Genomic DNA, 21,094 nt, shown 5'->3' with positions numbered 1-21,094 from the left:
TCGGGCTGCCCGATGGCCGCCGGGGGCGCCGTACCGCTGTACGGCGAGGGGCTGAGCGGCGATCCGGCCCGGCTGTACCGGGAGATGCGCAGCCGGCACGGCGCGGTCGTACCGATCCTGCTGGACGGCGGCTTCCCGGCCTGGTTCGTGATCGGCTACCGGGAGCTGCACCAGGTCACCTCCGACCCCGAGCTGTTCGCCCGCGACTCGCGCCGCTGGCACGCCTGGGACCAGGTGCCGGACGACTGGCCGCTGCTGCCGTTCGTCGGGTACCAGCCTTCGGTGATGTTCGCCGAGGGGCCCGAGCACCAGCGACGGGCCGGGGCGATCAGCGACGCGCTGCTGGCCATCGACCAGTTCGAGCTGCGGCAGATCTGCGAGCGGATCGCGGACGGGCTGGTCGACGCCTTCGCCGGACGCGGCGATGCGGACCTGATGGCCGAGTACGCGCTGCGGCTGCCGCTGCTGGTCGTCGCCGAGCTGTACGGCGCGCCGACGAGCGAAGTGCCGGACCTGGTACGGGACATCGCCGAGTCGCTGGACGTGGGCGACGGCGCGATCGACGCGCACCAGCGGGTCGCGGCCAGGATGGCGCGGCTGGCCCGCGTGAAGCGCGGGCGCCCGGGCCCCGACGTCCCCTCACGGCTGCTGGCCCACCCGGCGGGGCTGACCGACGAGGAGGTGGTCATCGACCTGCTGGTGGTGATGGCCGCGGCACAGCAGCCGACCGCCAACTGGATCGGCAACACGCTGCGGCTGATGCTGACCGACGACCGGTTCGCGGTCAGCCTGACCGGCGGGCGGCGCAGCGTGGGCCAGGCGCTGAACGAGGTGCTGTGGGAGGACACCCCCACGCAGAACTTCATCGGGCGCTGGGCGGCCCGCGACACCCAGCTCGGCGGCCACCGCATCAAGGCCGGTGACCTGCTCGTACTGGGGCTCGCCGCGGCCAACAACGACCCGCTGGTGCGGCCGGACTTCACCGCGTCGCACGCCGACGGCAACCAGGCGCACATGGCGTTCAGCCACGGCGAGCACTCCTGCCCGTACCCGGCGCCGCAGCTGGCGGAGGTGATCGCGCGAGCTGCGGTGGAGGTCCTGCTGGACCGGCTGCCCGACGTGGTGCTCGCGGTGCCCGACAAGGAGCTGGTCTGGCATCCGTCGCTGTGGATGCGGGGGCTGACGGGGCTGCCGGTGACGTTCACACCGACGTACACGCCGGGGCCTGCCTGAGGGGCGTTCCCGGCGGGGGTTTCACGTGAAACCCCCGCCGAGCTACGAAGGGCGGTACGGCCCCTCGTACTTCCGGTTCAGCCCACCGGTGTGAACGTCACCGGCAGCGCGTCCAGGCCGCGGGTGAAGACGCCCTGCTCGCGCGGGGTGAAGCCGTCCTCGAGCGCCATGTCCGGCAGGGCGTCCAGCAGCTGCCCGACGCCGGCCTCCACCTCGGCCTTCGCCAGCAGCGCGCCGACGCAGAAGTGCCGGCCGAGCGCGAAGGCCAGGTGGTCGGCGGCGGCGGAGAAGGCCGTCGTCGCCTTGAGGTCGTCGCGGAAGATGTTGAAGGTGTCCGGGTCCGCGTACCGCCGCTCGTCCCGGCCCGCCGCGCCGATCAGGCAGGTCACGGTGGCCCCTGCGGGCACCTTGCCGCCGCCGATCACGACGTCCTCCGCGGGCTGCCGCATGATCATGTGCACCGGGGGAGTGAACCGCAGCGTCTCCGCGAAGGCCCGCTCGATCAGGGAGCGGTCCTCCCGCACGGCGGCCAGCTGCTCGGGGTGGCGCAGCAGGTTGTGGACGATGCTGGAGATCGCCTTGTCGGTGGTCTCGCCGCCCGCGGTCAGCAGCAGGCTGCAGAACGCCTTGATGTCCTCGTCACTCATCCGCGTGCCGTCGATCTCGGCGGCGCAGAGGGTGGAGAGCAGGTCGTCGCCGAGGTTCTCGCGGCGCTCCCGGATGATCGGGAGCAGATACGCGGCGAACTCCTCCTGAGTGCGCAGCCCCGCCGCCGCGACCTCCGGGTCCTGGCTCAGATTGCCGAGGAAGCCGATGATCGCGGTGTACCAGCGGTGGAAGCGGTCGTGGTCGGCGCGGTCCAGGCCGAGCATGTCGACGATGACATTGACCGGGAAGCGGGTCGCGAACTGTGCGACGAGGTCGGCCCGGCCCGCGTCGCGGAAGCCGTCGATCAGCTCGCGCGCGTTGCGCTCGATGACCGGCTGGAAGGTCTCCTGGAGAGGGGCGCCGCGGAAGGCGGGCGCGACCAGCGCCCGGCGAACGGAGTGCTCGCGGCCGCTCATCTGCAGGATGGTCCGGCCGTGCACCGGCTCCAGCTGCCAGTCGTAGTTCTCGGTGGTGAACGCCGGGTCCTTGAAGGCCCGTTCGACGTCCTCGTAGCGGGAGACGATGTAGCTCTGGGTGGGCTCGTGGTGGAGCAGCGGGAAGTCGTCGCGCATGACGCGGTACGCGGCGTACGGATCCGCCGCGAACTCCGGCGACAGTATGTCCGGCGCTGCTCGGTTCGCTGCTCGGTTCGGCGCTTCTCGGTTCGCGGCCAAGAACGCTCCCTGGGAGTGTGTGGGTGGGGTCCTGCGGTCCCCACCAAGATCGTTCCTGCCCGGCGCCCTTTCAAGACCGCCTCCGGACTCCGTTCGAACACACCGCTCTGACCTGCGGCGATGCCCGGCGCCTCGGGGAATGACAACGGGTACCGATGCAGCCTTTGGATCTTTTGCCGAAGTGCGGTTTCCTTCGTTCGAGCGCATTTGCGGCAGGCATTGCCGCCCGACCCAGGAGGGAGTGGGCCATGACGGGGCACGCCCACACGCACGGCGATCATTCGGGCCATTCGCACGCCGTGTCGGCGGACGCGGACCGCCGCTGGCTGCGGGCAGCGCTGATCCTGATCACCGCGTTCATGGCCATCGAGGTCGTGATCGGCTTCATCGCCCGGTCCCTGGCACTGATCTCCGACGCCGCGCACATGCTCACCGACGCCGCCTCGATCGTGCTCGCGCTGATCGCCATGCGGCTGGCGGCCCGCCCGGCGCGCGGCGGCTACACGTACGGCCTCAAGCGCGCCGAGATCCTCTCCGCGCAGGCCAACGGCGTCACGCTGCTGGTGCTGTCGGTCTGGCTGGCGTACGAGGCGATCCACCGGCTCGTCGAACCGCCCGAGGTCACCGGCGGCCTGGTCCTCGTCACCGCGCTCGCCGGCGTCGCGGTCAACCTCGTCGCGACCTGGTTCATCTCCAAGGCCAACCGCTCCAGCCTGAATGTCGAGGGCGCCTACCAGCACCTGCTCACCGACCTCTTCGGCTTCATCGCCACCGCGGTGGCCGGTGCGGTCGTACTGACCACCGGCTTCGCCCGGGCGGACGCCATCGCGTCGCTGCTCGTGGTCGCGCTGATGCTCAAGGCCGGTATCGGCCTGGTCCGCGACTCGGGCCGGATCTTCATGGAGGCCGCACCCGCCGGGGTCGACCCGGACGCGCTGGGCGACCGGCTGGTCGCCGCCGACCAGGTGGTGGAGGTGCACGACCTGCACGTCTGGGAGATCACCTCCGGCGACCCCGCGCTCTCCGCACACGTCCTGGTGGCGCCGGGCGGCGACTGCCACAAGGTCCGCCGGACGCTGCAGGAGCTGCTCGCCGCGGAGTACGGCATCACGCACGCCACACTCCAGGTCGACCACCTGGGCGAACAGGACGGCGGCGGGGAGCTGCTGCGCATCGGGGATCGCGAGGATCCCAATGCCGCGGACCAGTTCTCCGGCGCCCACTGCGCGGACACGCATGGGCCGGTGCACCGGCAGGGGCCGCACGACCACTGAACGGCCGTCCTGAGCTGCCGTCCGAAACGGCGCGTCTGAACGGCGTCCGAAACGGCGCGTCGGCGGGTGGCGCGGCGGCGGACTTTTCCGTGCTTGTGATGAGGTGACTGTGTCGGGTTACCCGGGACGTCCGGTTTCACGTGAAACGGAGGAGACATGGCAGCGAGCGCACCGGCCCGCACCGGCGCTCCGCCCGCACGCACGACGCCGACCCGTCACCGGCCGCGTGCCGCCCTGGCCACCGTGCTGCTGGTCCTCGGCTGTCTCCTGGCCCCGCCGGGCATCGCCACAGGCTGGGCGCGCGCCGAACTGACCGACACCGCCCGCTGGACTGCCACCACCGCGCCGCTCTCCCGCGACCCGGCCGTTCAGCGGAACATGGTCACCGCGATCACCGACGGCGTGATGCGCCGGGTGGACCTGTCGACGCTGGTGGACGCCGTGCCGCCGGCCGAACGGCCCGCGGTGCGCGAGCGATTCACCCGCGGCATAAGGGAGTTCGTGGCCACCCAGATCCGCGGTGTGGTCACCTCGCGTTCCTTCCCCGCCCTATGGAGCCGCGTCAACGGCACCACCCATGCCTCCCTCGTCGCCGCGCTCTCCGCACCCGGCGGCCGGTCCGTGGTGCTCGACCTGCAACCCGTCGTCGACCGGGCCCGGGCCCGCCTCGTCCACACCGTGCCGGCCGGTGCCCGCCTGATCCAGCGGGTCCATGTCTCCGGCACCACGCTCGTACTGCTGCGGTCCGACGAGGTCGCCGAGGCCCGCGGCACGTACGAGGCGGTGCGGACGCTCGGGCGGGTGCTGCCCGTCGCGGCGGTGCTGAGCCTGGTGGCCGGACTCCTGCTGGCACCGCGTCGCCGCCGGGCACTGATCGGTACCGGCCTGGGTTGTGCGGCGGGCGGCGCGCTCCTGCTCGCCGCGTTCGCCGCCGCCCGCGGGTACGCCCTGGACGCGCTGCCACCGGCGGTGTCCGATGCGGCGGGCTCGGCGGTGTACGACACGCTCACCGCGAGCGCCCGGTTCGGCGGCGGTGCGCTGCTCGCCACGGGGCTCATCGCAGGGTGCGCCACCGTCCTGTCGGGAGTACTGGCGAGGCGCGTGCGGGCCCGCCGAGCCGTCAGAGGCCGATGACGGTCTTGCCCTGTGCCCGGCCCGTGCGGCTGCGGGCGAGGGCCGCCGGGGCGTCCTCCAGCTGCACCTCGCTGGTGATCAGGACGGTGAGCCGGCCCGCGTCGAGCTGGTCGGCGAGGATGGACAGCAGCTGCGGCGAGGGGCGGTTGACGAAGTTGAAGCCGCGCAGGTTGTGCTCGATGAGCATGTCCGTGTCGGCCGCGCCGACGGTGGACACGACCGTGCCCCCGTCCCGTACGACCTGCGTCATGTCCGCGAACGCCGCCTCCCCGCTGACCAGGTCGATCAGGATGTCCACGCCGTCCGGGTGGGCCGCCAGCACCTGCTGGGCCACCGGCCCCTCGGTGTGATCCACCGTGGCCGCCGCACCGAACTGCCCCATCAGCTCCGCGCTGCCCGCCCGGGCCGTGGCGATCACCTCGGCGCCGCGCTGCGCCGCGAGCTGCGTGACGAACGTGCCGACGCCGCCGGTCGCGCCCACGACCAGCACCCGCTTGCCCTCCGCGACCCGGGTCTCCTCGACGAGGTTGTACGCGGCCGTGCCGGCCGTCGGCACCGCCGCCGAGGTCGCGTACGTGACGTTGCGCGGCGCGGGGGCGACCGCGTCCTCGGCCGCGATGGCGTAGTCCGCGTACGAACCGCCGCCTCGGCCGACCAGTTGGAACTGCCCGAAGACCTGGTCGCCGACCGTGCAGCGGCGCACGTCGGGGCCGACCGCGACCACTTCGCCCGCCCCGTCGGCCCCCAGGACCAGTGGGAAGGAGTGCGGCACGGCGTCCTTCAGCATGCCGTCGGCGATCTTCCAGTCGGTCGGGTTCAGCCCGGCCACCGCCATCGCGACCAGCACCTCACCCGGTCCGGGCTCGGGCTGCGGCAGGTCCATCAGCTCGGGCTCGGCCCCGAAGGCACTGACTGCTACGGCTCTCATCGTGGCGTTCCTTCCACCTCTCCGTACCCCGGCCCCTGTCCGGCCCCTGCCGGGGATCGTAAGCACGCCGGTGCCGCCCGGCGCGGCAGGCGAAAGGGCCGTGCCCCGGAAGCAACTCGTACGGCCGTCCCCGGGGCCGTCCCCGGCGCGGCGGCAAGGGGTTTGGCGCCCGGCCGGTGCGGTTACCCCTCCCCCTCATGAAGGGCGACAAGAAGGACGGGCGCCCCCACGGCGGGCGCGCGAAGGACGAGGAGACCGTACGGGCGGGCCGGCGCACCGTCGCGATCAGCCGTCCGGACAAGGTGCTGTTCCCCGACGACGGCATCACGAAGCTGGAGGTCGCCGAGCACTACGGGGCCGTCGCCCCGCGCGCGCTGCCGCATCTGCGCGGCCGCCCGCTGATGATGGAGCGCCACCCGGACGGCATCGGCGGCCGCCCGCTGATGCAGAAGAACGCGCCGGACTACTTCCCCGACTGGGTGCGCACCTCCGTCCAGGAGAAGGCCGGCGGCAAGGTCACGCACGTCGTCTGCGACGACGCCGGCACGCTCGTGTATCTCGCCGGGCAGGCCTCGCTCACCCAGCACCGCTGGCTGTCCCGGGAGGACACCCCCAACGACCCCGACCTCCTGATCGTCGACCTGGACCCGTCGGAGGGCGCGGACTTCGAGGACGTGCGCTGGGCGGCGGGGCGGGTCTGCGCACTGTGGGACGAACTCCGACTGCCGGCCCGGCTGATGACCACCGGCTCGCGCGGCCTGCACGTCATCGCGCCGCTGGACGCCAAGTCGGACTACGACGCGGTACGGGACTTCGCGCACCGCGCCGCCGAACTGCTCGCCGACCGCCACCCCGACCGGCTCACCACCGAGCAGCGCAAGGCCGACCGCCCCACGAAGGGCGGCCGCGGCCGCATCTACCTCGACGTGCAGCGCAACGCCTACGCGCAGACCGCGGTCGCGCCCTACAGCGTCCGTGCCAAGCCGGGCGCGCCGGTGGCCATGCCGATCACCCGCGAGGAGCTGGACGACCCGGAGCTGCATGCCCAGCGCTGGACGCTGCGTACCGCGCCCGAGCGGCTGGCGGCGGCCGACCCGTGGTCCGGGGACGGCTGGCGCGGCCGGTCGGTAAGTGCGGCGGCGAAGCGGCTGCCTTCCGAATGAGACACCGCCTACGCGGACGGAGCGGGCCGCCTGTCCCCCCACGGCAGGCGGTCCGCTCCGTACCGGCAGTTCGGACGGCTCACACGCCGATGTCGTCGCCGTCCGTGCGCCACACGCTGACCACGGACGGGCGGACCAGCGCGCCCGGTCCGTCCGGCCAGTGCGAAGCCGGCTTCTCCACGCTCGCGCCGTCCACCTCGCCCGGGTGCTGCACCGCGACCAGCACCCGCCGCTCCTGCACGATCGGCCCGCAGGTCTCGGCGCCGGTCGGCACGGTGAGGAACTGCCGTACCTGACCGCGCCGGGGGCCGGTGGTGGCCACGCCGAAGAGGCCGTCATGGCTGCCCAGGGCGTTGCCGTCGGTGGAGATCCACAGGTTGCCGTGCACATCGAAGGTGATGTTGTCCGGGCAGGAGATCGGGCTGACCTGGTCCTTGGGGAAGCCGCCGAAGTACGTCGACGGGTCCTCCGGGTCGCCGCAGACGAGGAAGAGGTTCCACGTGAAACGTCCGGCCGCCGGGTCGCCGCGGTGCTCGGTCAGCTCCAGTATCTGGCCGTGCTTGTTCCCGTTGCGCGGGTTGGCCTCGTCGGCGGGCGCCTTGCCGTCCTTGCCCCGGTCGCTGTTGTTGGTCAGCGCGACGTAGACCTTGCCGGTGCGAGGGCTGGGCTCGACGTCCTCGGGGCGGTCCATCTTCGTGGCACCCACCTTGTCGGCGGCCATCCGCGTGAAGACGTACACCTCTTCCGCCGTCATGCCGGGCACGTGCGAGGTGGTGCCGGTCGCCAGCGGGATCCACTCGCCGTGGCCGTCGAACTCGCCGTCCTCCGGCAGCTTGCCGGAGCCGTCGATCTGGCCGGCCGGGCTGTCGCCGGTGAACTTCGCGACGTACAGCGTGCCCTCGTCCAGCAGCGTGCGGTTGTGCTCGCGCGCGGCGGCGCTCGTGCCGCGCTTCATCCGCTTGGCGGAGACGAACTTGTAGAAGTAGTCGAACTTCTCGTCGTCACCCATGTAGAGCACGGGCCGGCCGTCGGGGGTCAGCCGCGGCTCGGCGGCCTCGTGCTTGAAGCGGCCGAGCGCGGTGAGCTTGCGCGGGGTGGAGTCCGGGTCGAACGGGTCGATCTCCACGACCCAGCCGAAGCGGTTGGTCTCGTTCGGCTCCTTCGCCACGTCGAAGCGCCGGTCGAACCGCTCCCACTTGCGCTCGCTGGCGCCGCCCTTGAAGCCGTACCGCTTCAGCCGCGCCGCGGTCGCCGGGTCGTCGGCCTGGTCGCCGTGGGCGAAGTACTGGTTGAAGTTCTCCTCGCCGGACAGCACGGTGCCCCACGGGGTGATGCCGCCGCCGCAGTTGTTGAGCGTGCCGAGGATGCGGGTGCCCTCGGGGTCGGCGGAGGTCTTCAGCAGGTCGCTGCCGGCCGCCGGGCCGGTCACCTCGAACGGCGTGGTGCCGGTGATCCGGCGGTTGAGGTGGTGGCGGGGCACCGCGGTGAGCCGGCCGCTGCGCCGCTCCTCCTGCGCGACGAGCACCGTCAGGCCGTGCGCCTGCAGCCCGATCTCCGCCTGCTCGCGGGTCGGGTTCTCCGCGTCGTACCCGGCGAACATCAGGGCCTCGTCGGTGTACTCGTGATTGATCACGAAGAGCTGCCGGTCCCGCTCGCCCGGGAGGTCCAGCACCGCCATGTAGTCGCAGTTGTAACCGAACTGGCCGGCCTGCGCCTTCGCGGACTGCCGGTCGGCGTCGAACGCCGGGGCGCCGCGCAGCACCGGGTCGCCCCAGCGGATGACGATGTTGTGCTCATGGCCCGCGGGGACGGTCACGGCGTCGGCGGTGTTGGGCGCGACAGCGGGGAAGCGCAGGCCGCGGGCGGGGCGGGCGCGCCGGGTGGCGGTGGCCGCCGTACTGGACGCGGTGCCGGCCCCGGCCGCGGCGGCCTGCGGGGCGGCCGGCCCGGTCAGCGCGGCGCCGGTGGCCGCGGCGGCCGTGACGACGGCGCTGGCGCGCAGGACGTTCCGGCGGGAGAGCGCACCCGCGATCACGTCGCCGACGTACGCGTTGTCGCTGGTGTTGGGGGTCTCGTGGAAGCAGGCGTCACCGCAGCGGTAACGGCAGGTCATGGCCGAACGGCCACCCGGGTGAGAGCCGATCAGCGGCAGCAGCTTGCGCACGGTGTTCCTTCGAGTAGGGGGCGACGAGTGGTGACGGTGCGTCGGGTGATCAGCCGTGACGGTATGGGGACAGGCCCGACACGCGGCGACAAAAAGATGAACCGACGGTGAATACGGGTGGCTTCGGCTCGTACCGGCGCACGACGCGCGGGGTCCCACGATGCGATAGGGGCAGGCCGCTACCCTTTGGTGTCCGTCCTGGTCAGCACGCGCCTCGCTCAAACGGACATTCGCCGCACCCAGCACATACGCACGTCACCACACGCACGAGAGGTACGCCGATGGGCATTCGGAGTCTGCTGCGCAACGCTTTCGGTCGCTCCAAGGCGGCCAGTAAGGAACCGGATACCGTCGCGGCGACGGAGGCCACCGACGCGGCGGCCATCCCGGAGGCCCGTGAGGAGTCGGCCCCCTCGGCCGACGCGGTGACGGAGGCCGCGCCGGCCGCGGAGACGGAGGTCCCGGCGGCCCGTACGGAGCAGGCACCGGCCCGTCCGGAGCCGGCGTACGCGGAGACCGCCCCCGCCGCGGGTGCCGCGGTACTCGCGGCCTCGGCCGCCTCCGCCCCGGCCTCCTCTGCCGACTCCGACGTCTCGGACCTGGTGAGAGAGGCATTCGACCGCGCGTCGGCCCCGAAGCCGGCGGCTCCGGAGGAGCGGGCTGCGGAAGCGGCGGCCGCTGAGGCCACGACCGAGGTCGAGGCCGAGGAGTCGAAGGACGCGAAGAGCGACGAGGTCGCGGCTCAGGCCGAGCCCGAGACCGCAGAGGCCCAGCCCGAGCCCGAGATCAAGGCAGCGGCCGAGGTCGCCGAGCCGGTGGCCGCCGAGACCGAGGTCGAGGCAGAGCCCGAGCCGGTGGCCGCCGACGCCGAGGAGACCAAGGGCGAGACCCCGGCCGAGGAGCCGAAGGCGGAAGCCCCGCAGGTCGACGAGCCCAAGGCCGACGAGCCGAAGGCCGAGGCCCAGCCCGAGCACCTGACCGCCGACGCCGAGCAGGCGCCGGTCGAGACCCCTGCCGACGAGCCGAAGGCCGAGCCTCAGCCCGAGCCGAAGCCGGAGCCCGAGCCCGAGCTCGCCACCGAGCCCGAGCCCACCCCCGCGGCCACCATCCCCGCCGCCCGCACCGAATCCCCCGCCGAGGCCCCGGCCCAGGCCCCCGCCGAACCGGCCCCCGCGCCCGCAGCCGCGCCCGCCCCCGCGAAGGCCGACACCCCCGCGGCCGCGGACACCCCCGCAGCCGCCGACGCCGCAGCCCGTCCCGCCCTCTCCCTCACCAAGGTCGAGGAGGTCGCGCCCGGGCTGGTCAGCCTGTACAAGGACGCCGGTACGGCGCTGGAGAAGCAGGGCCTGACCACGCAGCGCGCCGCCGTCTACCTCGTGCTCGACCGCTCCGGCTCGATGCGCAACTACTACAAGGACGGCACCGTCCAGCACCTCGCCGAGCAGGCCCTCGGCCTCTCCGCGAACCTGGACGACGACGGCACCGTCCCCGTCGTCTTCTTCTCCACGGACGTGGACGGAACCGCGGACCTCGACCTCGCCTCGTACGAGGGGAAGATCGAGGAGCTGCACGCGGGCCTGGGCCACATGGGCCGCACGAACTACCACTGGGCGATCAAGGCCGTCGTCGACCACTACAAGAAGTCGAAGACGACCGCGCCCGCCTTCGTGATCTTCCAGACCGACGGCGCCCCCACCTCCAAGCCCGCCGCCGAGAAGGCGCTGTGCGAGGCGGCCGGGCTGCCGATCTTCTGGCAGTTCGTGGGCTTCGGCGACCCCGAGGCCAAGGGCTTCGACTTCCTGCGCAAGCTGGACGACCTCTCGGTCCCGGAGAAGCGCAAGGTCGACAACGCCGGCTTCTTCCACGCCGGCCGCGAGCCGCGCGCCCTGGCCGACGCCGACCTCTACGCGCAGCTGATGATCGAATTCCCGGAGTGGCTCACGGAGGCCCGCGCCGCGGGCGTACTGAAGGACGCCTGAGCCGACGCCCGATCCGAACGGCCCGGTCCCCCGCCCAGGGGTGCCGGGCCGTTCGGCTGCCGGTCCGCGATCAGTCCGCCGTTGTGTACGCGAGGAAGAGCCGCCACGCACCGGTGGAGAAGGCGATCGGCGGTCTGTCCGGTCTGTCCACGCTCTTCGAGTCCCGGACGTAGACCGTTCCGACGGAAGCGGCGACTTCGACGCACGCGGCATTGCCGGCATCGCTGTAACTCGACGATAACCACGTCAGCTGCTCACTCACGGCCCCACTCCCACCCCTCGAAGCACAGCGGATTTTTTCCCCGGTACCGCTGGTCTCACTCCGTGAGCCAAGGGAAAAGGACGGGCGGTCGCCCCCGTCCGGGCGAGTACGATATTGGCGTTCCGTAGTGCAAAAAATCACTCACCGTAGCGACTTGGGAGCAGCCGGCAATGGCTCGACACCTCATCACCAGCGCCCTTCCGTACATCAACGGGATCAAGCACCTGGGCAACATGGTGGGGTCCATGCTCCCGGCCGATGTGTACGCGAGGTATCTGCGCCAGCGCGGGCACGACGTGCTGTACATCTGCGCGACCGACGAGCACGGCACCCCCGCCGAGCTGGCCGCGAAGGACGCCGGCCAGTCGGTCGACGCGTTCTGCGCCGAGCAGCACGACGCGCAGAAGGCGATCTACGACGGCTTCGGCCTCGCCTTCGACCACTTCGGCCGCAGCTCCTCGCCGGAGAACGTCGAGCTGACCCAGCACTTCGCGCGCAAGCTGCACGAGAACGGCTTCATCGAGGAGCGGGCGATCCGCCAGGTCTACTCGAACGCCGACGGGCGCTTCCTCCCCGACCGGTACATCGTCGGCACGTGCCCGCACTGCGGTTACGACAAGGCCCGCGGCGACCAGTGCGAGAACTGCACCCGCGTGCTGGACCCGACCGACCTGATCGACGCCCGCTCGGCGATCAGCGGCAGCAGCGACCTGGAGGTGCGGGAGACCAAGCACCTCTTCCTGCTCCAGTCCAAGCTGCAGGGCGAGGTCGAGAAGTTCATCGACGAGACCGGTGAGGAGTGGCCGACGCTGGCCTCCTCCATCGCCCGCAAGTGGCTGACCGAGGGGCTGCACGACCGCGCGATCACCCGCGACCTGGACTGGGGCGTGCCGGTGCCGGCCGACGTCTGGCCGGACCTCGCCGCCGAGGGCAAGGTCTTCTACGTCTGGTTCGACGCCCCGATCGAGTACATCGGCTCGACGAAGGAGTGGGCGGACGTCGACCCGGAGAACCGCGACTGGAAGTCGTGGTGGTACGAGGCCGAGGACGTCCGGTACACGGAGTTCATGGCCAAGGACAACGTCCCCTTCCACTCCGTGATGTTCCCGGCGACCCAGCTGGGCACCCGCGAGCCGTGGAAGAAGGTCGACTTCCTCAAGGCGTTCAACTGGCTGAACTACTACGGCGGCAAGTTCTCCACCTCCCAGCGGCGCGGCATCTTCACCGACGCGGCGCTGGAGCTGCTGCCCGCCGACTACTGGCGCTACTTCCTCATCGCGAACGCGCCGGAGTCCGACGACACCTCCTTCACCTGGGAGCTGTTCTCCTCCTCGGTCAACAAGGACCTGGCCGACACGCTCGGCAACTTCGTCAACCGCGTGCTGTCGTTCTCCCGGAAGCGCTTCGGTGACGAGGTCCCGGCGGGTGCCGAGGCCGGCGAGGCGGAGGCGAAGCTCGGCGAGGACATCGCGCGGCTCCTGGCCGAGTACGAGGGCCACATGGAGGCCCTCCAGTTCCGCAAGGCCGCCGCTTCGCTGCGCGCCCTGTGGAGCACGGGCAACTCCTACCTGGAGGAGAAGGCCCCCTGGCTGGAGATCAAGACCGACCAGGACGCGGCCGCGCTCACCCTCCGTACGGCGATGAACCTCATCCACCTGTACTCGGTGATCTCCGAGCCCTTCATCCCGACCTCGGCCAAGGCCATGCGCGGCGCGTTCGCGCTGGCCGACGACACGGCCCTGTGGGTCACCGCGGACGAGGCCAAGGCGCTCGCCTCGGTCCCGGCCGGTACGTCCTTCACGGTCCCCCCGGTCCTCTTCGCCAAGATCACCGAAGACGACCTGGCGGCGTACAAGGAGCGCTTCGGCGGCGAGGAGTAACCTCGCCCGCGGGCCCGGCCCACCACCGGGCCCGCCACCCCAACTGCCTCTCGTTTCCCGGCGATTGAAGCCCCGGGGCTTGACATGGCCTGCTAGAATCAAGGGCAACCGGGATCGCATGCGACAGCAATAACACCATGCGTCCCACGATCGAAAAGCTCTCTGCCTCTCCCGAGGCCGGGGGCTTTTTTGTTTGCCACCGCTCGTTGGTCCAAGGCCCCCTGATCCGATCAGGGGGCCTTTTATGCATGGGAGGCAGGACTTGTCCGCTCAGACAGCTCTGACATCGGTACCGGTAGGGATGGCCGTGACCGGCATCGTCGCCCTCATGATCCTCGCCTCCCTCGCCGCCTACGTCGTACGGCTGGTGGTCCGCAAGGCGCGCGCCGAGGACCTGCCCCACGTACTGACCGGCATGAGTCAGGTCCTGGAAGCAATCGCCGCCATGCTCCCCTGGACCCGGCCCCGCCCGCAGCCCGACGCCCCCGAGCCGCCCCTGACCGCCACCCGCTGCATCCACACGGTCCACTCCGTAACGGCCGTACAGCAGTCCGCCCAGCTGACCGAATAGCGCCCCGGCACAACGCGAGGGGCCCGGTACCGCGCTGCGGTTCCGGGCCCCTCGGCGTGCGTGCTGCTTACTTGATCTGCGGCTTGCGGATCGAGAGGTGGAGCTCCTTCAGGCGGGACTCCTCGACCTCGCTGGGGGCGCCCATCAGGAGGTCCTGCGCGTTGCCGTTGAGCGGGAAGGCGATGGTCTCGCGGATGTTCGGCTCGTCGGCGAGGAGCATCACGATGCGGTCGACGCCGGGGGCGATGCCGCCGTGCGGCGGGGCGCCGAACTTGAACGCGCGGAGCATGCCGCCGAACTCGGCCTCGACGGTGTCCTTGTCGTAACCGGCGATCGAGAAGGCCTTGTACATGACCTCGGGTTCGTGGTTACGGATCGCGCCGGAGGACAGCTCGACGCCGTTGCAGACGATGTCGTACTGCCAGGCCAGGATGTCCAGCGGGTCCTTGGTCTCGAGCGCTTCGAGGCCGCCCTGGGGCATCGAGAAGGGGTTGTGGGAGAACTCGATCTTGCCGGTCTCCTCGTCCTTCTCGAACATCGGGAAGTCGACGATCCAGCAGAAGCGGAAGACGCCCTCTTCGAAGTGGCCCGCGCGCTTGGCGGCCTCGACGCGGACGGCGCCCATGATCTTGGAGACCTCGTCGAACTCGCCCGCGCCGAAGAAGACGGCGTGGCCGGGCTTCAGGTCCAGCTTCTCGACCAGGGCCTTCACGTCGTCCTCGGTGAGGAACTTGGCGATCGGGCCGGTCAGCGCGTTCTCCTCGCCGACGCGGACCCAGGCCAGGCCCTTCGCGCCCTGCTCGACGGCGTACTCACCGAGCTGGTCGAAGAACTTGCGCGGCTGGTCGGCGGTGTCCGGCACGGCCAGCGCACGGACGTGCTTGCCGGCGAACGCCTTGAAGCCGCTGCCCGCGAAGATGTCCGAGACATCGACCAGCTCCAGCTTGGCGCGCAGGTCCGGCTTGTCGTTGCCGTACTTGAGCATCGACTCGCGGAACGGGATGCGCGGGAACGGCGAGGTGACCTCGCGGCCGCCGCCGAACTCGGTGAAGAGCTCGGTCATCAGCTTCTCGACGGGCTGGAAGACGTCCTCCTGCTCGACGAAGCTCATCTCGATGTCGAGCTGGTAGAACTCGCCGGGCGAGCGGTCCGCGCGGGCGTCCTCGTCGCGGAAGCACGGCGCGATCTGGAAGTACCGGTCGAAGCCCGCGATCATCAGCAGCTGCTTGAACTGCTGCGGAGCCTGCGGCAGCGCGTAGAACTTGCCGGCGTGCAGACGGGAGGGGACCAGGAAGTCGCGCGCGCCCTCGGGGGAGGTCGCGGAGAGGATCGGGGTCGCCATCTCGTTGAAGCCGAGCGTCACCATCTTCTGGCGGATGGCGGAAATGACGGCCGTGCGCAGCATGATGTTGCGGTGCATGCGCTCGCGGCGGAGGTCGAGGAAGCGGTACTCCAGGCGCTTCTCCTCGTTCACCCCGTCCTCGGCGTTGATCGTGAAGGGGATCTGCTCGGCGGCGCCGAGCACCTCGACCGCGGAGACCTCGATCTCGACCTCACCGGTCGGCAGGTCGGGGTTGATGTTGTCCGCGCCGCGGGCGCTGACCTTGCCGTCGATGCGGACGACGGACTCCTTGGTCAGGGAGCCGAGCGCCTCGTTGGCGGGGGTGCCGGGGCGGGCGACGAGCTGCGTGATGCCGTGGTGGTCGCGCAGATCGATGAAGAGGATGCCGCCCAGGTCACGTCGATTGTGCAGCCAGCCGCTGAGGCGGACGTCCGTGTCGACGTCCGCGGCCCGGAGCTCGCCGCAGTTATGGGACCGGTACCGATGCATCGCTCATCCAAGTCGTCGCGAGTCGAGGTGGGGCAACGGGGGAGGGAGGCCGGGGTCGGCTCCCGGTCGGCACCCGATGATCACCCCAGGATTGGCATAACCGCTCCAGGTTACCGCTCCGCCCCGCCGCTCCGGGTCGCCATATCCACGTCAAGCCCCCCGTGAGCTCCGCGGCGGAACACCATGGGACCAGGGTCACGTCCTTCGCACTGGTGAGCCTCCGTGAAACCCACCTAAAGTGATGCAATGCGCACCAAGGACGTCCTGGCGGCCATCGGCACCGGCCTGTGGCACTGGGACCACGCAGTGGGCAAGGTGAGGCTGGACGCCGAGGCGGCCAGGCTGCTCGGGCTGCCCGAGGAGCCGGCCGACTTCAGCGAGGCCTTCATCCGCTCCCGTTTCCACGCCGTCGACTTCGCCGAGATCAACGGCGTCGTGCACCTCGCGCTGACCGAGGGCACCCTCGCCGAGGGCAGACTCCGGGTCATGGACACCGACGGCAAGGTGCTGCGCGTCGTCCGCTGCCGGGCCCGCGTCACCCCTCTCGACAACAGCTACGAGCTGCTCGGCACCCTCCAGGAGGTCCCCGAGCCACAGCCGGGCACGTCCGCGGCGCGCACCCCCGTCACCGGCGACTGGCGCCGCTCCCGCGAGGCGTTCCTGCTGGACGCGGGCCGTGCGCTGGCCGAGGCCCGCTCCACCGCCGAGGTACTGCGAGTGGCGGCCGGCCTCTCCATGCCCGGATTCATGCCCGACGGGCTGGCCGTCTTCGGCATCAGGGGCGACCACATATCGGTCATCGGGCACCACGGACAGCGCCCCGGAGACGAGCAGCCGTTCGTCGACATGTCCCTGAACACCGACTATCCGGCCGCCGAGGTGATACGGACCGGGCGCGCCATTTACCTCCCCACTCCGGAGGAGTACCGCCGCCGGTTCCCCGCGACCTGGCCGATGGCCGCGCACTTCGAGCGCCAGTCCTGGGCCTTCCTGCCGCTGATCAGCGCCGGTAGGACGGTCGGCGCCTGGATGGCCGCCTTCGGCCACCGCGTCGCCTTCACGCCCGACGAGCGCTCGGTGCTCACCACCGTCGCCCGGATGCTCGCCCAGGCGCTGCACCGGGCCGGTGACCAGGAGTCGCAGCTGGAGCTGACGGTCGGCCTGCAGCGCAGCATGATGCCGACGGTGCAGCCGGACATCCCCGGCATGGCGGTGGCCGCGCGGTACGTCCCCACTGGCGGCGGCCTGGAGGTCGGCGGCGACTGGTACGACATGATCACGCTGCCCTCCGGCCGGATCGCCCTGGTCATCGGGGATGTACAGGGTCATGACGTGCGGGCCGCCGGGCTGATGGGCCAGCTGCGGATCGCGCTCCGTGCGTACGCCTCGGAGGGCCACCACCCCGACGCCGTGCTCTCCCGCGCCTCCCGTTTCCTCGCCGGTCTGAACGACACCGAGGCCGACGGGCTGGACCCGCGCTTCGCGACCTGCCTGTACATCGAGGTCGACCCGGCCACGGGACTGCTGGACATCGCCCGGGCCGGCCACCCCGACCCCGCCATCCGGATGACCGACGGCACGATGCTGGTGCGGCCGACCGCGGGCGGGCTGCCGCTGGGCATCCACGCGGACACCGACTACCCCACCACCCGGCTGGTCCTGGAGCCCGGCGAGACGATGCTCGTCTGCACGGACGGGCTCATCGAGACCGGTGGGCACGACCTGGAGAGCGGCTGGGCGCGGCTGCGGGACATCATCGAGAACCACGAGGAGCCGGAGACCGGCGACAGCCTCGAAAAGCTCGCCGACGCGCTGGTACAGGCCGTGCACGGGCCGTCCTCGCACCACACCACCGGGCGGCTGGCCGATCGACGCGAGGACGACATCGCGATGCTGCTGCTGTGCCGCGAGGGCGGCAGCTGTGCCATCGGCACCGGCGGGCTGGAGCCGCGCGCGCCCGTGCGCCGCACGGTCCTGACCATCGCGCAGGCCGAACCGGAGCGGATTTCCGAGGCCCGCGGCCAGATCCGCGACGTGCTGCACGACTGGGCCGACGAGGACCAGATCGACTCGGCAGCGCTGATGGTCTCGGAGATGGTCACCAACGTCCTGTTGCACACCGACGGTGACGCCCTGCTGATCGCCGAGATCTCCGGGGTGAAGGGCTCCCGGCGCGTCCGGGTGGACGTCGCCGACAGCAGCGACGAGCTGCCGCACCGCCGCCGCCCCGGCGAGCTGGCCTCCTCCGGCCGCGGCCTGGTCCTGATGGAGCTGCTGGCCGACGCGTGGGGCGTGAATCCGCGCGGGGACGGCAAGTCGATCTGGTTCGAGCTGTACGAGGACGCGCAGGGGCAGACCGCCGCCGCACCGGACGCGGCTCAGGCCGGGGCGCCGCCGGACGTGTCCCTGGAGGAACCGCCGGACGGCGGCCCTTCGCTGCCCGGTTCCTCGCTCTCCGAACCGGCCGCGTAGCGCTGGTGCAGCTCCGACAGGATTCCGGTCGCCGCCGCCGTCAGCGGCACGGCCAGCAGCATCCCGAGGATGCCCGCCACGCTCGCGCCCGCGGTGATCGCGAGCAGCACCACGGCCGGGTGCATATGGACGGTACGGCTCTGGATCATCGGCTGCAGGACGTGCCCTTCGAGCACCTGCACGGCCAGTACGACGCCCAGCGCCCACAGCGCGATCACGAACCCGCGGTCGGCCAGCGCGACCAGTACCGCGACCGCACCGGAGATGAACGCGCCGAGGTACGGGATGTACGCGCCGACGAAGACCAGCGCGCCCAGCCCGACCGCGCCCGGCACCCCCAGGATCAGCAGCCCCACCGTGATGCAGATGGCGTCGATCAGCGCGATGACCGTCGTCCCGCGCATGAAGCCCTCCACGGCCTCGAAGCCGCGCCGCGCCATCCGCTCCAGCTGCGGCCCGGAGTCGCCCGGCGCCCAGGAGCGCAGGACGCCCACCGCCTTGTCCGCGTCCCGCAGGAAGAAGAACGTCAGCAGCAGCGCCAGCACGGCGGCGGCCACCGTCTGACCGACCAGGGTGAGCCCGGAGAGCAGTCCGGTCGCGGCCCGGCCGCCGAACTTCTCCGCCAGCTGCTTGGCGTTCGCCGTCAGGTCACCCAACGAGGCGCCGGAAGCACCGAGGTGCTTGGTGAGCTCCCGGGTCGCCCGCTGAACCGACGACACGATCTGATCGCCGGTGTCGATCAGCGCCGACACCACGATGTACCCGGCTCCGCCGACGACCACCAGCAGCACGGCACAGGTCAGCCCCGACGCCAGCGACCGATTGACCTTCATCGCGACCAGCCGCCGATACACCGGCCCGAGCAGCGCACTGCCGAGCAAGGCCAGCAGCACGGGCGTCACGGCCGCCTTGAGGTGCACGGTCAGCCATACAGCGACCGCGACCACGGCCGCGACCAGCAGCAGGAGTCCACACCAGGCCGCCGCCCGGCGAGCACCGAGGGGAAGCAGAGCTTCCCGTTCATCCGTCTTAGTCCGCTTCTGCACCCGCCCAGTCCACCACGCGCCCGCCAGGGGCGCGGGGAACTGCGCGCCCAGCCGGCCACGACCGGCACTCGACAGGCGGGCCGGTGGCCGGATACAGGGCGCGCCCGTCGTTTCACGTGAAACGACGGGCGCGGCTTGTGTCGGATCAACCGGCGGCAGCCGGAATCGTGCCGAGGCGCCCCGCCTGGAAGTCCTCGAAGGCCTGGGCAAGCTCGGCGTGCGTGTTCATCACGAACGGGCCGTAGTGCATCATCGGCTCGCGGATCGGCTGCCCGCCGAGCAGTACGACCTCGAAGTTCGGGCTGCGGGACTCCTGGGTCGCGTCCGCCTTGATGGTGAGCGAGTCACCGGCGCCGAAGACGACCGTCTGGCCCATACGGAACGGACGGCCCTCGGGGCCCGCCGTGCCGCGCCCGGCCAGCCCGTACGCCAGCGCGTTGAAGTCGGCGCGCCAGGGCAGCGTCAGCTCGGCGCCCGGGTTGAGCGAGACGTGCATCATCGTGATCGGCGTGTGCGTGATGCCGGGGCCCTCGTGGCCGTCGATGTCGCCCGCGATCAGCCGCAGCAGCGCACCGCCGTCGGACGAGGTCAGCAGCTTGACCTGGCCGCCACCGATGTCCTGGTAGCGGGGAGCCATCATCTTGTCCCGCTTCGGCAGGTTCACCCACAGCTGCAGGCCGTGGAAGAGACCGCCGGACATGACGAGGGACTCCGGCGGCGCCTCGATGTGCAGCAGGCCGCTGCCGGCCGTCATCCACTGGGTGTCGCCGTCGTTGATCGTGCCGCCGCCACCGTGCGAGTCCTGGTGCACGAACGTGCCGTCGATCAGGTACGTGACCGTCTCGAAGCCGCGGTGCGGGTGCCAGGGCGTGCCCTTGGGCTCGCCCGGCGCGTACTCCACCTCGCCCATCTGGTCCATCATGATGAACGGGTCGAGGTGCTTGTAGTCGATGCCGGCGAAGGCACGGCGGACGGGGAAGCCCTCGCCCTCGAAACCGCTGGGCGCGGTCGATACGGCGAGTGCGGGGCGCTGCCGTCCCTCGGCTGGCGCCGCGACGCGCGGCAGGGTCAGCGGGTTCTCAACGGTCACTGCGGGCATGACGGCCTCCTCGGTCGTTCGGCTTTCAATTTAGTTGAAGCCTGAACAACCTGCAAGGCGCACTCCATTCCCGGGCCTGTTCCCGCAGGTCAGAGGGGGCAACAAACCGGTGGGCCGGTCGCGTATCCCGCGACCAGCCCACCGGATCAAGTACTGGACGTCGTCGTCAGCCGTACATCCGCCGCATCGCGAAGTCGACCATCTGCTCCACCGCCTTGGCGTCGAACACCATGCGGTGCTCGCCCTCCATGTCGAGCACGAAGCCGTACCCCGTCGGCAGCAGGTCGAGGACCTCGGCGCCGGTGATCACGAAGTACTTGGACTCCTTGCCGGCGTAGGCGCGCAGCTCCTTGAGCGAGGTGAACATCGGGATCACCGGCTGCTGGGTGTTGTGCAGCGCCAGGAACCCCGGGTTGTCGCCCCGCGGGCAGTACACCTTGGAGGTCGAGAAGATCCCCTGGAAGTCCTCGGCCGACATCGAACCCGTGGTGAAGGCGCGCACCGCGTCGGCAAGGGAGGGCGGGGACGGCTCCGGATACAGCGGCTGCCCGCCGTAACCGCCAGGAGCCTGCTGCGGCGGAGGCGGCGCAGCGCCGTAACCCTGCTGACCCGCGCCCACGTTCTGGTCGTAGCCGTACATAGCTGCAAAGCGTACTGAGTCACAGATGGGCCGTTAGGGGTTGCTTCTTATTACCGACGGGTAGCATCATCGAAGCTACTACCTGGTATGCGTTTG

Annotated in this window: 16 protein-coding genes; 8 read left to right on the top strand and 8 right to left on the bottom strand. The window is 71.2% G+C overall.

Annotation, left to right across the window (positions count from 1 at the left end):
* Positions 1-12: 12 nt before the first annotated feature.
* Positions 13-1,233, top strand: a complete 1,221-nt coding sequence (locus AB0I82_RS24815) for a cytochrome P450 (protein WP_363259660.1) — start codon at positions 13-15, stop codon at positions 1,231-1,233.
* A 77-nt stretch (positions 1,234-1,310) separates the two neighbouring features.
* On the opposite strand, the gene AB0I82_RS24810 is transcribed toward AB0I82_RS24815, so the two are convergent.
* A complete protein-coding gene (locus tag AB0I82_RS24810) occupies positions 1,311-2,453 on the bottom strand; it encodes a cytochrome P450 (protein ID WP_363259659.1) in 1,143 nt (380 codons plus the stop codon).
* Between the two features lie 350 nt (positions 2,454-2,803).
* Here AB0I82_RS24810 and AB0I82_RS24805 point away from each other — a divergent pair, with 350 nt between their 5' ends.
* Together AB0I82_RS24805 and AB0I82_RS24800 are read left to right on the top strand one after the other, a co-directional pair.
* On the top strand, positions 2,804-3,829 hold the full coding sequence (locus AB0I82_RS24805; protein ID WP_363259539.1) for a cation diffusion facilitator family transporter: 1,026 nt from the start codon (positions 2,804-2,806) through the stop codon (positions 3,827-3,829).
* A gap of 156 nt (positions 3,830-3,985) precedes the next feature.
* The gene (locus AB0I82_RS24800; protein ID WP_363259538.1) at positions 3,986-4,963 is read left to right on the top strand and encodes a hypothetical protein; all 978 of its coding nucleotides are present in this window, start codon (positions 3,986-3,988) and stop codon (positions 4,961-4,963) included.
* On the opposite strand, the gene AB0I82_RS24795 is transcribed toward AB0I82_RS24800, so the two are convergent.
* Positions 4,950-5,891 carry an NADP-dependent oxidoreductase gene (locus AB0I82_RS24795; protein WP_363259537.1) on the bottom strand — a complete coding sequence of 314 codons (942 nt, stop codon included), beginning with the start codon at positions 5,889-5,891 and terminating at the stop codon, positions 4,950-4,952. The two genes, AB0I82_RS24800 and AB0I82_RS24795, sit on opposite strands and share 14 nt — an antisense overlap.
* Positions 5,892-6,088: 197 nt before the next feature.
* Between AB0I82_RS24795 and ligD the strand changes: the two genes are divergently transcribed.
* A complete protein-coding gene (gene ligD / locus AB0I82_RS24790; protein WP_363259536.1) occupies positions 6,089-7,054 on the top strand; it encodes a non-homologous end-joining DNA ligase in 966 nt (321 codons plus the stop codon).
* Positions 7,055-7,133: 79 nt separating this feature from the next.
* Here the strand turns inward: ligD and AB0I82_RS24785 are convergent, their stop codons facing one another.
* Positions 7,134-9,218 (bottom strand): PhoX family phosphatase, encoded by a 2,085-nt coding sequence (locus AB0I82_RS24785; RefSeq protein ID WP_363259535.1) that lies wholly within the window; start codon positions 9,216-9,218, stop codon positions 7,134-7,136.
* Positions 9,219-9,499: 281 nt separating this feature from the next.
* On the opposite strand from AB0I82_RS24785, the gene AB0I82_RS24780 reads away from it, so the two are divergent.
* Positions 9,500-11,197, top strand: coding sequence for a VWA domain-containing protein (locus AB0I82_RS24780; protein ID WP_363259534.1), 1,698 nt, complete (start codon positions 9,500-9,502; stop codon positions 11,195-11,197).
* Between the two features lie 70 nt (positions 11,198-11,267).
* Here AB0I82_RS24780 and AB0I82_RS24775 read toward each other — a convergent pair whose 3' ends face one another.
* Positions 11,268-11,459 carry a DUF397 domain-containing protein gene (locus AB0I82_RS24775; RefSeq protein ID WP_363259533.1) on the bottom strand — a complete coding sequence of 64 codons (192 nt, stop codon included), beginning with the start codon at positions 11,457-11,459 and terminating at the stop codon, positions 11,268-11,270.
* A 170-nt stretch (positions 11,460-11,629) separates the two neighbouring features.
* Between AB0I82_RS24775 and metG the strand changes: the two genes are divergently transcribed.
* Both metG and AB0I82_RS24765 read left to right on the top strand, forming a co-directional pair.
* Positions 11,630-13,339 carry a methionine--tRNA ligase gene (gene metG, locus AB0I82_RS24770; protein WP_363259532.1) on the top strand — a complete coding sequence of 570 codons (1,710 nt, stop codon included), beginning with the start codon at positions 11,630-11,632 and terminating at the stop codon, positions 13,337-13,339.
* Positions 13,340-13,646: 307 nt separating this feature from the next.
* The gene (locus tag AB0I82_RS24765; RefSeq protein WP_363259531.1) at positions 13,647-13,910 is read left to right on the top strand and encodes a hypothetical protein; all 264 of its coding nucleotides are present in this window, start codon (positions 13,647-13,649) and stop codon (positions 13,908-13,910) included.
* A gap of 67 nt (positions 13,911-13,977) precedes the next feature.
* Here the strand turns inward: AB0I82_RS24765 and aspS are convergent, their stop codons facing one another.
* Positions 13,978-15,741 carry an aspartate--tRNA ligase gene (gene aspS, locus AB0I82_RS24760; protein WP_363259530.1) on the bottom strand — a complete coding sequence of 588 codons (1,764 nt, stop codon included), beginning with the start codon at positions 15,739-15,741 and terminating at the stop codon, positions 13,978-13,980.
* Positions 15,742-15,987: 246 nt separating this feature from the next.
* Between aspS and AB0I82_RS24755 the strand changes: the two genes are divergently transcribed.
* On the top strand, positions 15,988-18,213 hold the full coding sequence (locus AB0I82_RS24755) for a SpoIIE family protein phosphatase (RefSeq protein ID WP_363259529.1): 2,226 nt from the start codon (positions 15,988-15,990) through the stop codon (positions 18,211-18,213).
* Here the strand turns inward: AB0I82_RS24755 and AB0I82_RS24750 are convergent.
* From AB0I82_RS24750 to AB0I82_RS24740, 3 genes are all read right to left on the bottom strand, one after another.
* Positions 18,120-19,259: an AI-2E family transporter gene (locus AB0I82_RS24750; protein WP_363259528.1), complete on the bottom strand. Its 1,140-nt coding sequence runs from the start codon at positions 19,257-19,259 to the stop codon at positions 18,120-18,122. The two genes, AB0I82_RS24755 and AB0I82_RS24750, sit on opposite strands and share 94 nt — an antisense overlap.
* A gap of 145 nt (positions 19,260-19,404) precedes the next feature.
* On the bottom strand, positions 19,405-20,358 hold the full coding sequence (locus tag AB0I82_RS24745; RefSeq protein ID WP_363259527.1) for a pirin family protein: 954 nt from the start codon (positions 20,356-20,358) through the stop codon (positions 19,405-19,407).
* Positions 20,359-20,524: 166 nt separating this feature from the next.
* Complete coding sequence (locus tag AB0I82_RS24740; protein ID WP_031050204.1) at positions 20,525-20,998, bottom strand: SseB family protein; 474 nt, start codon at positions 20,996-20,998, stop codon at positions 20,525-20,527.
* Positions 20,999-21,094 lie beyond the last annotated feature (96 nt).

The sequence above is a fragment of the Streptomyces sp. NPDC050315 genome (assembly GCF_040655775.1).
Classification (GTDB): Bacteria; Actinomycetota; Actinomycetes; order Streptomycetales; family Streptomycetaceae; genus Streptomyces.
This window is presented reverse-complemented; position numbering and strand designations above follow the sequence as displayed.

Bases quoted from the DNA above. Each gene is read 5' to 3' on its own strand.
- AB0I82_RS24740 (WP_031050204.1), bottom strand. From the start codon at position 20,998: ATGTACGGCTACGACCAGAACGTGGGCGCGGGTCAGCAGGGTTACGGC.
- AB0I82_RS24800 (WP_363259538.1), top strand. From the start codon at position 3,986: ATGGCAGCGAGCGCACCGGCCCGCACCGGCGCTCCGCCCGCACGCACG.
- AB0I82_RS24780 (WP_363259534.1), top strand. From the start codon at position 9,500: ATGGGCATTCGGAGTCTGCTGCGCAACGCTTTCGGTCGCTCCAAGGCG.
- metG (WP_363259532.1), top strand. From the start codon at position 11,630: ATGGCTCGACACCTCATCACCAGCGCCCTTCCGTACATCAACGGGATC.
- ligD (WP_363259536.1), top strand. From the start codon at position 6,089: ATGAAGGGCGACAAGAAGGACGGGCGCCCCCACGGCGGGCGCGCGAAG.
- AB0I82_RS24810 (WP_363259659.1), bottom strand. From the start codon at position 2,453: ATGCGCGACGACTTCCCGCTGCTCCACCACGAGCCCACCCAGAGCTAC.
- AB0I82_RS24795 (WP_363259537.1), bottom strand. From the start codon at position 5,891: ATGAGAGCCGTAGCAGTCAGTGCCTTCGGGGCCGAGCCCGAGCTGATG.
- AB0I82_RS24745 (WP_363259527.1), bottom strand. From the start codon at position 20,358: ATGCCCGCAGTGACCGTTGAGAACCCGCTGACCCTGCCGCGCGTCGCG.
- AB0I82_RS24815 (WP_363259660.1), top strand. From the start codon at position 13: ATGGCCGCCGGGGGCGCCGTACCGCTGTACGGCGAGGGGCTGAGCGGC.
- aspS (WP_363259530.1), bottom strand. From the start codon at position 15,741: ATGCATCGGTACCGGTCCCATAACTGCGGCGAGCTCCGGGCCGCGGAC.
- AB0I82_RS24755 (WP_363259529.1), top strand. From the start codon at position 15,988: ATGCGCACCAAGGACGTCCTGGCGGCCATCGGCACCGGCCTGTGGCAC.
- AB0I82_RS24805 (WP_363259539.1), top strand. From the start codon at position 2,804: ATGACGGGGCACGCCCACACGCACGGCGATCATTCGGGCCATTCGCAC.